This is a genomic window from Falsiroseomonas sp. HC035 (genome assembly GCF_050563525.1).
In the GTDB taxonomy this organism is placed as follows: Bacteria; Pseudomonadota; Alphaproteobacteria; order Acetobacterales; family Acetobacteraceae; genus Falsiroseomonas.
The window spans coordinates 395,116-407,708 of sequence record NZ_JBNXUN010000002.1 but is presented as its reverse complement, the minus strand read 5'-3'; the positions used below and the strand labels follow the sequence as shown (position 1 = coordinate 407,708).

Here is a 12,593-nt window from a genome sequence, read left to right as displayed (position 1 = left end):
CCGGAACGAGCCACGCCGGAACCCCTCGCCAACCGCGGCCCTGCGGCGTATTCAGGCGCCATGGATGATCAAATCAACCAGGACGGGAACAAGCCGGCGGGACGTAGCGCCACGCTGGCGCGCGCCACCTCGGAAACCGATATCCGCCTGACGCTGGCGCTGGATGGCACCGGCGCGGCGCAGGTGGCGACCGGCGTCGGCTTTTTCGACCACATGCTGACGGCTCTCGCCCGCCACGCCCTGATGGACCTGACCGTCGCCGCCCGCGGCGACCTGCACATCGACGACCACCACACGGTGGAGGATGTCGGCATCGTGCTCGGCCAGGCGCTGCGCCAGGCGCTCGGCGACAAGCGCGGCATCCGCCGCTTCGGCCAGTGCCTGCTGCCGATGGACGAGGCGCTGGCGGAGGCCGCGATCGACATTTCCGGCCGGCCCTTCCTGGCCTGGTCGGTGCCCTTCCAGCGCCCCAAGATCGGCAGCTTCGACACTGAGCTGGTCGAGGAGTTCTTCCGCGCCTTTGCCTTCAACGCCGGCATCACGCTGCACGTCACGTTGAAAGCCGGCACCAACGCGCACCATGTGGCGGAGGCTTGCTTCAAGGCCGTGGCGCGGGCGTTGCGCATGGCCGTGGAGCAGGACCCCCGGGCCTCGGGGGTGATCCCGTCGACCAAGGGCAGCCTGGAGGGCTGAGATGCGGCTCTTCACCGTCCATGCCGAGCCGCCGCCACCGCCTGGGCCGGAAGGCTGGCCCGAACCCAAGGCGCGCCCGCCCGTGCTGGTGCCTGAGGGTTTTTCCCTGGCCGCCGCCATCCTCGGCTTTCTCTGGTTCGCCTGGAACCGGCTGTGGTGGGAGGCGGTGGGGCTGCTGGTGCTGACGCTCGCCGCCGGCTGGCTGCTGCCCGACCCGTATGATGGCGTCGCCGTGCTGGCGCTGCATGTGATCGCAGGGTTCGAGGCGCGGGACCGGTTGCGCGCGCGGCTCGTCCGCCGCGGCCAGCCCCTGGCGGCCGTGGTGGCGGCGCCGGACCGGGAGATTGCCTGGTTCCGCCTGATGCAGCAGCGGCCCGACCTGATCAGGACGGCGCCGTGAGCCCGGCCATGAAGATCGCCGTCGTCGACCCGGGCTCGGGCAACCTTGCCTCCGTGCAGCGGGCGCTGGAGCGCGTGGTGGCGGAACAGGGCCTCGATGCCGAGGTCCGCGTCACCACGCGGGCCGCCGACGTGCTGGCGGCGGACCGCATCGTGCTGCCCGGCCAGGGCGCCTTCGCCGCCTGCCGCCGCGGGCTGGATGCGCTGCCGGGCATGGTCGACGCCCTGCAATCGAGTGTGATCGAAGGCCGGAAACCTTTCCTCGGCATCTGCGTCGGCATGCAGTTGATGGCCGAGCGCGGGCTGGAACATGGTGTGACCCCTGGACTCGGCTGGATCGAGGGTGAGATCGCGCCGATGGATCCGCGGGACGAGGCCGGCCACAAGCTGCCGCTGCCGCAGATGGGCTGGAACGCGCTGCACGCCGAACAGCCGGACCATCCCCTGCTGGCCGGCGTGGCGCCGGGCGCACATGCCTATTTCGTGCATTCCTATGCGTTGTCGGGCGGCAAAACCGGGGAATTGCTGGCGAGCGCGCGCTACGGCGCGCCGGTAGCCGCCATCGTCGGGCGCGACAACCTGGCCGGCACGCAGTTCCACGTGGAGAAAAGCAGCCTGGTCGGGCTGCGCATCCTGGCGAACTTCCTGCAGTGGACGCCATGAACATCCCGATCAAGACGCCGCGTGGCGGGACCCATCACCTGGCGGTCGAGCAGGCGACGGAGCTGAGCCCGCATGACCTCGACGACCTGTGCGAGGCGACCAACGCCGCGATCATCGAGGGTGGCGGCTTCGGCTGGGTCAACAGCCAGGACCGCGCAGCGCTGGCCCGGCACTTCCGCGGTGTGCTGCTGGTTCCGGACCGCACGCTGTTCATCGCGCGGCTGGATGGCACCGTCGTCGGCAGCGCGCAGCTGGTGCGCCCGCCGCGCAACAACGAGGCACAGGCCTTCGCCGGGCAGCTGATCCACGCCTACATCGCCCCCTATGCCCGTGGCTTCGGCCTGGCGCGCCAGTTGATGGAGCGGGTCGAGGAACACGCCGCCGCCACCGGCCTGCGCGTGCTGAACCTGGACGTGCGGGAGACGCAGGTGCAGGCCATCGCGCTGTTCGAGGCGCTGGGCTACGTCCGCTGGGGCACCCATCCCTGCTATGCGCGGGTCGACGGCCGCACCGTTGCCGGGCATTTCTACCACAAGCTGCTGGAGCCCGGCCGCGGCCGGAAGACCGATAGCCTGATCGGCGCGCGCTGAAGGATGTTCGCATGAGCTTGACGCTGTATCCCGCCATCGACCTGAAGGCGGGGCAGGTGGTGCGACTGAAGCGCGGCGACATGGCGCAGGCCACCATCTACAACGAGGATCCCGGCGCGCAGGCGGCCGATTTTGCCCGTGCCGGCTTCGGCTGGGTGCATGTGGTGGACCTCGACGGCGCCTTTGCGGGCAAGCCGGCCAATGCGGCGGCGGTGCGCGCCATCATCGCGGCGGTGCCGGGGCTATCGGTGCAGTTGGGCGGCGGCATCCGGGACATGGCAACGGCGGAAGCCTGGCTCGGGGCCGGCGTCACGCGCATCATCCTGGGCTCGGCGGCGGTAAAGGACCCGGATTTCGCGCGCGCCGCTTGCCGCGCCTTTCCGGGGCGGGTGGCGCTCGGCATCGATGCTCGGGACGGGTTCGTGGCGACGGAGGGCTGGGCCGAGACCAGCGGCACGACAGCGACCGGACTGGCGCAGGGTTACGCCGACAGCGGCGCCTGCGCGATCATCTACACCGATATTGCCCGGGACGGCATGCTGGCGGGCGTCAACGTCGCTGCAACCGCCGCGCTGGCGCGGGCCGTCGCCATCCCGGTCATCGCTTCGGGCGGCGTCGCCTCGGTACAGGATATCAAGGATTTGCGGGCGGCCGGCGCGGGCATCGAGGGGGCCATACTGGGCCGCGCTCTGTATGATGGCCGGGTCGATCCGGCCGAGGCGCTGGCGCTTGCCACATAGAGAACCCTCTCCCCCAGCGGGGGAGAGGGCTTTGCGTCAGACGCGGTCCTTGCCGTCGATGGCGTCGCGGGTCGCGTCCTTGGCCCTGCCGACGCCGCCCTGGACCTTCCCCTTGGCGGTGTCCAGGTGACCTTCGGCTTCCATGCGCTCGTTGCCGGTAGCCTCGCCGACGGTCTTCTTCACCGCGCCCTTGGCTTCGTTCAGGGCGCCCTTGATCCGATCCTTGTCCATCTGCGTCTCTCCTTCTTGTGCAAGCCTTGTGGCCTGCTCCGGGGTTCAAACGCGTTACGGAAGGATCGGTTCATTGCATATCTGGCAGTTCGGCGATCGCCGCTTCGACGGCGTCGCCGAACCGGGCGACGATCGCCTCGATCTCCGCGCCGGTCGCGATGTAGGGCGGCGCCAGCAGCACGTGGTCGCCGCGGCGGCCATCGATCGTGCCGCCCATGGCGTAGCAGGCCAGCCCGCGTTCGTAGGCCGCGTGCTTGATGCGGTCGTTCAGCTTCAGCACGGGGTCGAAGGGTGTGCGGGTGGCGCGGTCCGTGACGAACTCGGCGCACCAGAACAGGCCGCGGCCGCGGATGTCGCCGACATGGCGGTGGTTGCCGAGCCGTTCCACCAGGTGCTGTTCCAGCAGCGCGCCCATGGCCTGGACGTTGTCCAGCAGCCCATCCTCCCGGATCACCCGCTGCACCGCCAGCGCCGCCGCGGCGGCCAGTGGATGCGCCTGGTAGGTGTGCCCGTGCATCAGCGTGCCGGTGCCATCCCGCAGCGCGGCCATGATGCGGCGATGGGCCAGGATGCCGCCGATCGGCTGGTAGCCGCCGCCGAGGCCCTTCGCCACCACCTGGATATCCGGCGTGACATCTTCCTGTTCCCAGGCATGCATCGTGCCGGTGCGGCCCATGCCGCACATCACCTCGTCCAGGATCAGCAGCGCGCCATGCCGGTCGCACACCGCCTTCATTGCCGGGAAATAGCCGGGCAGCGCCGTGACGCAGCCGAGCGTGGCGCCGACCACCGGTTCCGCGATGAAGCCGATGACGTGCTGCGGGCCGAGGCGCTGAAACTCCGCCTCCAGTTCCGCGGCCAGCCGCGCCACGTAGTCGGCATCGGTCTCGCCATCCGCACGCTCCCGGTACGCGTAGCAGGGCGAGACATGGCTGAAGGCGTCCGACAGGATCGGCTGGTAGATCGCCCGCCGCATCGCGTTGCCGCCGGCGGCCAGCGCACCCAGCGTGTTGCCGTGATAGCTCTGCCGCCGTGCGATGAACCTCTCCCGGGTCGGCTGGCCGATTTCGCAAAAATATTGCCGCGCCAACTTCAGCGCGGCTTCCATCGCCTCGGAGCCGGAGGAGCACAGGTACATGTGCGTCAGCCCACCGGGCTCGTCGCCCAGCACGAGGTCCGCCAGCGCCTCCGCGCTCTCGTTCGAGTAGAGCGAGGTATGGGCGTAGGTCAGCTTCCCGAGTTGCGCCCGCATGGCGTCGAGCACGCGCGGATGGCCGTGGCCGAGGCAGGCGACGGCGGCGCCGCCGGAGCCATCGATGATGCTGCGGCCGTTCGAATCATGCAGCAGCATCCCCTCCCCGCGCAGCGCCAGCGGCGGGTTCTTCCGGGTGTCACGATGGATCAGGCGGGACATGCGGCTCAGCCTCCCGAAAGGGCGATGCAGGCGAAGGCGACGCGCGCTTCCGTGGGCACGCCGAAGCGCGCGGTGTGGCGCGCCGGCAGCCCGCCCGGAAAGTGCTTCACGTACTCGGCGTTGCATTCGGCATAGTCGGCTGGGTCGGTGATGAGCATGGTCACCTGCACCGCGCGGTCCAGGCTGCTGCCGGCCTCCCCCAGGATGCGCGCGACTTCCGCCAGCGCGTTGCGCACCTCCTCCGCCGCACTCGCACCGCGCAGGATGCCGCGCGCCGGATCATGCGGCGCCGAATGTCCCGAAACGAAGACCAGCCCGCCGGCGCGGACGGCCTGGCTGAACGGTCGGGTGGAGCCTGGTTCGGGGGCACCGATGATGTCGAACAATTCGGGAAAGATCCTCAAGGCGGTGTCAGCAGGCCGACCACGGCGCCGGTCATGCAGCAGGCGATGCTGGCCGAGACCAGCGCGGGCAGGCCAAGCTTCACGATGTCGGCGCGCCGTTCAGGGCACATCGCCACCATGCCGCCGAGCATGATGCCGACGGAGCCGAAGTTCGTGAAGCCGCACAGCGCATAGGCCAGGATCAGCCGCGACCTCTCGCTCAGCCCCAGTCCGCCGGATTGCGCCAGTTCCAGGAAGGCCACGAACTCGTTCACCACCACCTTGGTGCCGAGCGAGGCCGCGACCACGCCGGCGTTCTCCGCCGGGATGCCCATCGCGAAGGCCAGCGGCCAGAACAGCAGCGCGGCGATGCGCTGCAAGGTCAGCCCCGTCAGCGGCTCCAGCGCCATGTTGACCAGGGCGACCAGCGCCACGAAGACGATGAGGGTGGCCATGATGCCGAGCAGCAGCGCCAGCCCATCCCCGGTGCCGCGCACCAGCGCCTCCATCGTGCTGTCATACAGCCGCGGCGCGGCGGTGGACTCGGCAACCGGGTCCGGGTCGCCCGCCGCGCGCGGCCGCATCAGCAGCGCCACCAGCACGGCGGCAGGCGCCGAGATCAGGCTGGCGGTCAGCAACTGCCCCGCCGCATCCGGCACCACCGGCGCGATGAGGACCGCATAGACCACCAGCATGTTGCCGGAGATGGTGGCGAGCCCCGCCGTCATCACCACGAACAACTCGCTGGTGGAAAGCCGCGCCAGCCAGGGCCGCACCAGCAGCGGCGCCTCCACCATGCCGACAAAGACATTGGCGGCGGTGGCGAAGCCGGCGGCCCCGCCGAGGCCGAAGGCGCCCGTCAGCAGCCGCGCCAGCGCCTGCACCACCACCGGCACGACGCGCCAATGGTACAGCACCGCGGCCAGTGCGCCGACCACCAGCACCAGCGGCAGGCCCTGGAAGAACAGGATGAAGGCGGCGCCCGGAAACGGCTCCGCGAAGGGCAGCGGCGCGCCACCGAGATAGCCGAAGACCAGCGAGGTGCCGGACCGGGTCGCCGCCGCCAGCGCGTTCACCGCCGCGCCGAGGGCGGAAAAGGCCGCGCGCAGCGGCGGGATGTGCAGCAGCGCCGCGGCCAGCACCACCTGCAGGCCCAGCCCCGCGACCACCACTCGCCAGCCGATGCGGCGCGAAAACCCGCCAAGGCCCCAGGCCAGCGCCGCCAGGGCCAGCAGGCCGAGCGCAGATTGGATCTGGAGGAAGGTCATTCGGCGGCCTTCCGGTCCTCGGGGATATCCAGTGCGCGGATCGTCTCGCCACGCCGGACGATCTTCTCCGCCGTGATCTCGATGTCCCGCACATCCTGCTGCATGTTGGCGAAGTGCCCGCGCAGGGCTGCGACGCGGCGTTCAAGGCGGGCGGTGTCCTCGGCCAGCGCCTCCACCTCGTGGCGGATGCGCCGCGCCTCGTCCTGCAACCGGGCATCGCGCAGCAGGCCGCGCATGGTGTTCAGCACGGCCCACAGGCTGGACGGCCCGACGATGTGCACGCCGCGCCGCGCGGCCTCCGCCACCAGGTCGCCATGCGCGGCATGCAGCGTGGCGTGCACCGCCTCCGACGGCAGGAACATCAGCGCGCCCTCCGCCGTCTCGCCCGGGATCAGGTACTTCTGCGAGATGTCCCCGACGTGCTTGCGGATGTCCTGGGTGAAGCGGCGGGTGGCGAGGTTGCGGGCGCCGGCATCCGGCGCGTCCTGCATCGCGGCCCAGGCTTCCAGCGGGAACTTGCTGTCCACCGCGATGGGGCCGGGCGGGAAGGGCAGGCGGATCAGGCAGTCGCAGCGCGTGCCGTTGGACAGGGTGTGCTGCCAGGCATAGCCCGCCGCCGGCAGCCGGTCCGCCACCAGGTCGCGCAACTGCACTTCCCCCATCGCGCCACGCGCCTGCTTGTTGCCGAGCACGGCGGCGAGCGACGTCACCTGCCCGCCCAGCGCCTCGATATTGGCGCGCGCGGCATCGATCACCGAAAGCCGCTGCTGGATCGCCAGGGCGGTCGCCTGGGTACGGTCGGCGGCGGCATCCAGCCGGGTCGCCAGAGCGCGTTCCTGGTCCCGCATCCGGTCGTCGTGCAGGCTCGAAAGCCGGTCCTGCGCCGCAGCCAGCGCCTCCACCATCGCGCCGATCCGCGCCAGTTGTTCCCCGCGCCGGCCGCGCAGCGCCAGGACCAGCAACATCGCGCCGAAGGCGAGGGCGCCGGCGATCAGCGCGAGGGGCAGCCAGTCGGGCAGGCGGAAACCCTCCGCGAATCGGGTCCAGGATGGCGGATCATCGCATCCGCGTGAGGCCGGTGGCTATGCCTGCGCGAACGCGCCATCCGCGCCGAGCACCATCAGGCGACCGGTCGCTACCGCGAAATGTGCGCCATGCAGTTGCAGGCTTCCCGCCGCCTCGGCCTGCGCCACCCAGGGGAAGGTCCGCAGATTCGCAAGCGAAAGCCGCACCGCCTCCAGCTCGCAGGCCTCCTGCGCCGCCTCGACCGGCGTGCATTCCAGTACGCGACGCCGCGCCTCGGCCGCGATGCGCATCCAGGCCGGCACGAAGTCGCGGGCTTCCGGCGGGGCACCGTTCAGCAGCGCGGTGACGCCGCCGCACATGGCGTGGCCCATCACCAGGATCTGCGAGACCTGCAACACGCGCACGCCGAATTCCAGCGCCGCGCTGGTGCCGTGATAGGCGCCGTCCGGGGCGAAGGGCGGCACCAGGTTGGCGACGTTGCGGATGACGAACAGCTCGCCCGGCCCGGCGCCGAAGATCACCGCCGGGTCCACCCGGCTGTCGGAACACGCGATGACCAGCGTGTGCGGCCGCTGCCCGCTCGCCGCCAGTTCCTCGAACCGGGCGCGGGCTTCCGGCCAGGTCTCGGCGCGGAAGCGGCGGTAGCCGTCCAGCAGGCGGTTCATGCCAGGGCCCGGCTCAATGCCGGAAGTGCCGCATGCCGGTGAAGACCATCGCGAGGCCGGCCTTGTCCGCCGCCGCGATCACCTCCGCATCCCGCATCGACCCGCCCGGCTGGATCACTGCCGTGGCGCCGGCCGCGGCCGCCGTCTCCAGCCCATCGGCGAAGGGGAAGAAGGCGTCGGAGGCGACGACGGAGCCTTCCGCCAGCGGCCGGTCGAGGCCCGCCGCCTTGGCCGCGGCTTCGGACTTCCAGGCGGCGATGCGGGAGGATTCGACGCGGTTCATCTGCCCGGCGCCGATGCCGACCGTCGCCAGGTCCTTGGCGTAGACGATGGCGTTGGACTTCACATGCTTGCAGACCCGGAAGGCGAACAGGAGGTCCGCCAGTTCCCGGTCCGTCGGCGCCCGCTGCGTCACCACCTTCAGGTCCGGCAGCGTGATCCGCCCGGCATCGCGCGACTGCGCCAGGAACCCGCCGGCGACGGATTTCCACACCATCCCCGGCGCCGCCGGGTCCGGCAACGCCCCGGTCAGCAACAGACGAAGATTCTTCTTGCGGGCAAAGATGGCGCGCGCGGCGTCGTCCGCATCGGGGGCCACGACGACCTCCGTGAAGATCGCCGTGATGCGTTCCGCCGCCGGCGCATCCAGCAGCCGGTTCGCGGCGACGATGCCACCGAAGGCCGAGACCGGGTCGCAGCGCAGCGCCAGGTCCCAGGCCTCGGCCAGGCTGGCGGCGGTGGCGACGCCGCAGGGGTTGGCGTGCTTGACGATGACGATGGCCGGCTCGTCGAATTCCGCGACGCATTCGAAGGCGGCGTCGGTGTCGTTCAGGTTGTTGTAGGACAGCTCCTTGCCCTGGATCTGCGCCGCCGTCGCGATGCCGGGGCGCTGCGTGCCATCGCTGTAGAAGCCGGCGCGCTGGTGCGGGTTCTCCCCGTAGCGCAACGTCTGGCGCAGCAGGCCGGCGGTGGCCAGGCGCTGCGGGAAGGCCTCGCCGTTCTGGCCGGCGAACCAGGTGCTGATGGCGGCGTCATAGGCCGCCGTGCGCGCATAGGCGGCCTGGGCCAGCCGCCGGCGCAGCGCCATGGAGGTGCCGCCCGCGGCAAGTTCCCCCTGCACCTCGATCAACTGCGCCGGCTCCGTCACCACGACGACGGAGGCAAAGTTCTTCGCGGCGCTGCGGATCATCGCCGGGCCGCCGATGTCGATATTCTCGATGCAGTCGGCGAAGGCGCCGCCCTTCGCGACCGTCGCCTCGAACGGGTAGAGGTTCACCGCCACCAGGTCGATCGGCGTGATCGCGTGGCGTTCCATCTCCGCCAGGTGCTCCGGCAGGTCGCGCCGGCCGAGCAGGCCGCCATGCACCTGCGGCAGCAGCGTCTTGACGCGGCCGTCCAGGATTTCCGGGAAGCCGGTGAATTCGGAGATGTCCTTCACCGGGATGCCGGCATCGCGGATGGCCTGGGCGGTGCCGCCGGTGGACAGCACCTCCGCGCCATGCGCCACCAGCATGCGGGCGAATTCGACGATGCCGGTCTTGTCGGAGACGGACAGGAGGGCGCGGCGCACCGGGATCATGTCGGGCATTTTCGAGGGGGCCTGGCAGCAATTTCGGGCGGGGTATGGACCCGCGCAAGCGCAGCATCAACGGGGTTTGCCGTGGGTGCCGCTTCGCGTTACGCGCATGCAGCACCAAGCGGAGACCGCCCCATGGACCAGCAGACGCCCAATCCCGTGCAGGCCCGCTACGGCGAAGGCGCCGGCCCCGACCAGGCGCTGGAGGCGACGAACCCGGTGTTGGAAACGCTGCTCGGCCACCGCTCCATCCGCGCCTTCACGGATGCGCCGCTGGCCGAGGGCACGCTGGAGACGCTGGTCGCCGCCGCGCAATCCGCGCCTACCTCCTCCAACCTCCAGGCCTGGAGCGTCGTGGCGGTGCAGGACGAGGGGCGGCGCAACCGGCTGGCCGACCTATCGGCCAGACAGGGCTTCATCCGCCAGGCGCCGCTGTTCCTGTGCTGGATCGCCGACCTGTCCCGCCTGACCCGGCTGGGCGAGGCGCATCAGACGCGGATGGAGGGGCTGGACTATCTGGAATCCTTCATGGTGGCGCTGGTCGATGCGGCACTGGCGGCGCAGAACGCGCTGGTGGCGGCGGAATCGCTCGGCCTCGGCACCGTCTATGTCGGCGCGCTGCGGCACCATCCGGAAAAGGTGGCGGCCGAACTGGCCCTGCCGCCCGGCGCCTTCGCCGCCTTCGGCATGGCGGTGGGCCACCCCGCCGCGCAAGGCGCGGTGAAGCCGCGGCTGCCGCAGGCGCTGGTGCTGCACCGGGAACAGTATGGCGTGGCCGGGGAGCCAGCGGGCATCGCGGGCTACGACGGCGCGCTCGGCGCATTTTCGGAGGCACAGGGCATGGGGCGCCAGGATTGGAGCCAGCGCATGATTTCGCGGGTTGGCACCGCCGCCGGGCTGAGCGGGCGGCACCGGATGCGGGAGGCGCTGACGGCGCTGGGGTTCCCGCTGAAATAAGCGCCAAACATAAAGATATCCTTATGCTTTGTGGTTATAGCTTGGCCTGATGCCGCCACGCTGCTACACGGCGCCAGCCAAGTCATACGCGACCGAAGGATTTCCCATGCCCGACGCCCACGGCCAGACCACCGACTTCATCGTCAAGGACATGTCCCTCGCCGGCTGGGGCCGGAAGGAGATCAGCATGGCCGAGGACGAGATGCCCGGCCTGATGGCCGTCCGCGCCGAATATGGCCCGACGCAGCCGCTGAAGGGCGCCCGCGTCGCCGGCTGCCTGCACATGACCATCCAGACCGCCGTGCTGATCGAGACGCTGAAGCACCTCGGCGCCGATGTCCGCTGGTCCTCCTGCAACATCTTCTCGACGCAGGACCACGCCGCCGCCGCCATCGCCGCCGCCGGCACGCCGGTCTTTGCCATCAAGGGCGAGACGCTGCCGGAATACTGGGACTACGTGCAGAAGACGCTGGAGTGGGGCGATGGCGGCACGCCGAACGTGCTGCTCGACGACGGCGGCGACATGACGCTGCTGGTGCATTACGGCCTGCGCGCCGAGCAGGGCGACGTCGCCTTCCTCGAGAAGCCGACCAACGAGGAAGAGGAGGTCTTCTTCGCCCTCATCAAGAAGCTGGTGAAGACGAAGCCGGGCTGGTTCGCCGAACTCGCCAAGAACATCGTCGGCGTCTCCGAGGAGACCACGACGGGCGTGCACCGCCTGTACGTGATGGCCAAGGAAGGCAAGCTGCTGTTCCCGGCGATCAACGTCAACGACAGCGTGACCAAGTCCAAGTTCGACAACCTGTATGGCTGCCGTGAATCGCTGGTGGACGCCATCCGCCGCGGCACCGACGTGATGATGGCCGGCAAGGTCGCGATGGTCGCGGGCTTCGGCGACGTCGGCAAGGGCTCCGCCGCCTCGCTCCGCAACGCCGGCTGCCGCGTGATGGTGTCCGAGGTCGACCCGATCTGCGCGTTGCAGGCGGCGATGGAGGGCTACCAGGTGGTGACCATGGAGGATGCAGCCCCGGTGGCCGACATCTTCGTCACCGCCACGGGCAACGTGGACGTCATCACCGCCGACCACATGCGCGCCATGAAGCACCGCGCCATCGTCTGCAACATCGGCCACTTCGACAGCGAGATCCAGGTCGCGGCGCTGAAGAACTACAAGTGGGACAACGTGAAGCCGCAGGTGGACGAGATCGAGTTCCCGACCGGCAAGCGCATCATCCTGCTGTCCGAAGGCCGCCTGGTGAACCTGGGCAACGCCACCGGCCACCCGTCCTTCGTCATGTCCGCGTCCTTCACCAACCAGACGCTGGCGCAGATCGAGCTGTGGGCGAACCCGGGCAAGTACGAGAAGAAGGTCTATGTGCTGCCGAAGCACCTGGACGAGAAGGTGGCGGCGCTGCACCTCGCCAAGGTCGGCGCCAAGCTGACCACGCTGAGCCCGCAGCAGGCCGGCTACATCGGCGTGCCGGAACAGGGCCCCTTCAAGGGCGATCAGTACCGCTACTGAGGCCTTGCACATCCGGTTGCGCTTGCTGCAAAAGCGCGGCGTCCGCATGATGCGGCGCCGCGTTTTGGCGGGATTTGACTAGGGGCGACCGGGATGTGGCTTTGGGTCTGTATCACGCTGCTGTTCCTGTTCCTGGTGGGTCGCACCTTGCAGGAAAACGCGGACAGCACGCGTTCCTCCTTCGCCGCGATGGCGGGAACGCTCGCCGACGCGGCGGCGCTGGTCTGCCTCACGCTTGGCGTCTTCGGGTTTCTGGTGGCCCTGGTGCTAGGCGTCTTCGCCAGCAGCGGGCCAAGCCTGGCCGGGGAAGCCCTGACCCACACCCTGCTCTGGAGCGCTGCGCTGATCGTCGGCGGCGTCCTGCTCATTCTGCTCAGCGTCGCCATCCGCCGCCTGGGCGGCAAGGGCGCACCGGTTCGCGCGGCGCGCGCCGGCCACTGAGTTCGCGGCCCCCGCCGGTCCGGCG

Annotated in this window: 15 protein-coding genes; 8 read left to right on the top strand and 7 right to left on the bottom strand. The window is 70.2% G+C overall.

From position 1 onward, the window contains the following. Positions 1–60 precede the first annotated feature (60 nt). Genes hisB through hisA form a run of 5 tightly spaced genes read left to right on the top strand, consistent with a single transcriptional unit; the run spans position 61 to position 3,085 of the window. Positions 61–693, top strand: coding sequence for an imidazoleglycerol-phosphate dehydratase HisB (gene hisB / locus ACLF3G_RS06385; protein ID WP_430668507.1), 633 nt, complete (start codon positions 61–63; stop codon positions 691–693). A gap of 1 nt (position 694) precedes the next feature. After that, positions 695–1,093, top strand: coding sequence for a DUF2628 domain-containing protein (locus tag ACLF3G_RS06380; RefSeq protein ID WP_430668506.1), 399 nt, complete (start codon positions 695–697; stop codon positions 1,091–1,093). An 8-nt stretch (positions 1,094–1,101) separates the two neighbouring features. Continuing rightward, the gene (hisH, locus tag ACLF3G_RS06375; protein ID WP_430668762.1) at positions 1,102–1,755 is read left to right on the top strand and encodes an imidazole glycerol phosphate synthase subunit HisH; all 654 of its coding nucleotides are present in this window, start codon (positions 1,102–1,104) and stop codon (positions 1,753–1,755) included. Next, the gene (locus tag ACLF3G_RS06370) at positions 1,752–2,345 is read left to right on the top strand and encodes an N-acetyltransferase family protein (protein ID WP_430668505.1); all 594 of its coding nucleotides are present in this window, start codon (positions 1,752–1,754) and stop codon (positions 2,343–2,345) included. The genes hisH and ACLF3G_RS06370 overlap by 4 nt, the downstream gene beginning before the upstream one ends. An 11-nt stretch (positions 2,346–2,356) precedes the next feature. After that, a complete protein-coding gene (hisA, locus tag ACLF3G_RS06365; RefSeq protein WP_430668504.1) occupies positions 2,357–3,085 on the top strand; it encodes a 1-(5-phosphoribosyl)-5-[(5-phosphoribosylamino)methylideneamino]imidazole-4-carboxamide isomerase in 729 nt (242 codons plus the stop codon). A 36-nt stretch (positions 3,086–3,121) separates the two neighbouring features. Here the strand turns inward: hisA and ACLF3G_RS06360 are convergent, their stop codons facing one another. From ACLF3G_RS06360 to purH, 7 genes are all read right to left on the bottom strand, one after another. Further along, positions 3,122–3,316, bottom strand: a complete 195-nt coding sequence (locus tag ACLF3G_RS06360; protein WP_430668503.1) for a CsbD family protein — start codon at positions 3,314–3,316, stop codon at positions 3,122–3,124. A 70-nt stretch (positions 3,317–3,386) separates the two neighbouring features. Then, the gene (locus ACLF3G_RS06355) at positions 3,387–4,730 is read right to left on the bottom strand and encodes an aspartate aminotransferase family protein (protein ID WP_430668502.1); all 1,344 of its coding nucleotides are present in this window, start codon (positions 4,728–4,730) and stop codon (positions 3,387–3,389) included. Positions 4,731–4,735: 5 nt separating this feature from the next. Further along, a complete protein-coding gene (locus ACLF3G_RS06350) occupies positions 4,736–5,134 on the bottom strand; it encodes a RidA family protein (RefSeq protein WP_430668501.1) in 399 nt (132 codons plus the stop codon). After that, positions 5,131–6,381 carry a NupC/NupG family nucleoside CNT transporter gene (locus tag ACLF3G_RS06345; protein ID WP_430668500.1) on the bottom strand — a complete coding sequence of 417 codons (1,251 nt, stop codon included), beginning with the start codon at positions 6,379–6,381 and terminating at the stop codon, positions 5,131–5,133. The genes ACLF3G_RS06350 and ACLF3G_RS06345 overlap by 4 nt, the downstream gene beginning before the upstream one ends. Beyond that, positions 6,378–7,346: a DNA recombination protein RmuC gene (locus ACLF3G_RS06340; RefSeq protein WP_430668499.1), complete on the bottom strand. Its 969-nt coding sequence runs from the start codon at positions 7,344–7,346 to the stop codon at positions 6,378–6,380. Before ACLF3G_RS06340 ends, ACLF3G_RS06345 begins: the two co-directional genes overlap by 4 nt. 117 nt (positions 7,347–7,463) lie before the next feature. Continuing rightward, positions 7,464–8,072: a carbonic anhydrase gene (locus tag ACLF3G_RS06335; protein ID WP_430668498.1), complete on the bottom strand. Its 609-nt coding sequence runs from the start codon at positions 8,070–8,072 to the stop codon at positions 7,464–7,466. A gap of 13 nt (positions 8,073–8,085) precedes the next feature. Beyond that, positions 8,086–9,660, bottom strand: coding sequence for a bifunctional phosphoribosylaminoimidazolecarboxamide formyltransferase/IMP cyclohydrolase (gene purH / locus ACLF3G_RS06330; protein WP_430668497.1), 1,575 nt, complete (start codon positions 9,658–9,660; stop codon positions 8,086–8,088). Between the two features lie 123 nt (positions 9,661–9,783). Between purH and ACLF3G_RS06325 the strand changes: the two genes are divergently transcribed. The 3 genes from ACLF3G_RS06325 to ACLF3G_RS06315 all read left to right on the top strand — a co-directional run bounded on the left by ACLF3G_RS06325 (position 9,784) and on the right by ACLF3G_RS06315 (position 12,568). Next, positions 9,784–10,605: an NADPH-dependent oxidoreductase gene (locus ACLF3G_RS06325; protein ID WP_430668496.1), complete on the top strand. Its 822-nt coding sequence runs from the start codon at positions 9,784–9,786 to the stop codon at positions 10,603–10,605. A 106-nt stretch (positions 10,606–10,711) separates the two neighbouring features. Continuing rightward, positions 10,712–12,127: an adenosylhomocysteinase gene (gene ahcY, locus ACLF3G_RS06320; protein ID WP_430668495.1), complete on the top strand. Its 1,416-nt coding sequence runs from the start codon at positions 10,712–10,714 to the stop codon at positions 12,125–12,127. Positions 12,128–12,220: 93 nt separating this feature from the next. Beyond that, positions 12,221–12,568: a hypothetical protein gene (locus ACLF3G_RS06315; protein ID WP_430668494.1), complete on the top strand. Its 348-nt coding sequence runs from the start codon at positions 12,221–12,223 to the stop codon at positions 12,566–12,568. The last annotated feature ends 25 nt before the right edge of the window (positions 12,569–12,593 follow it).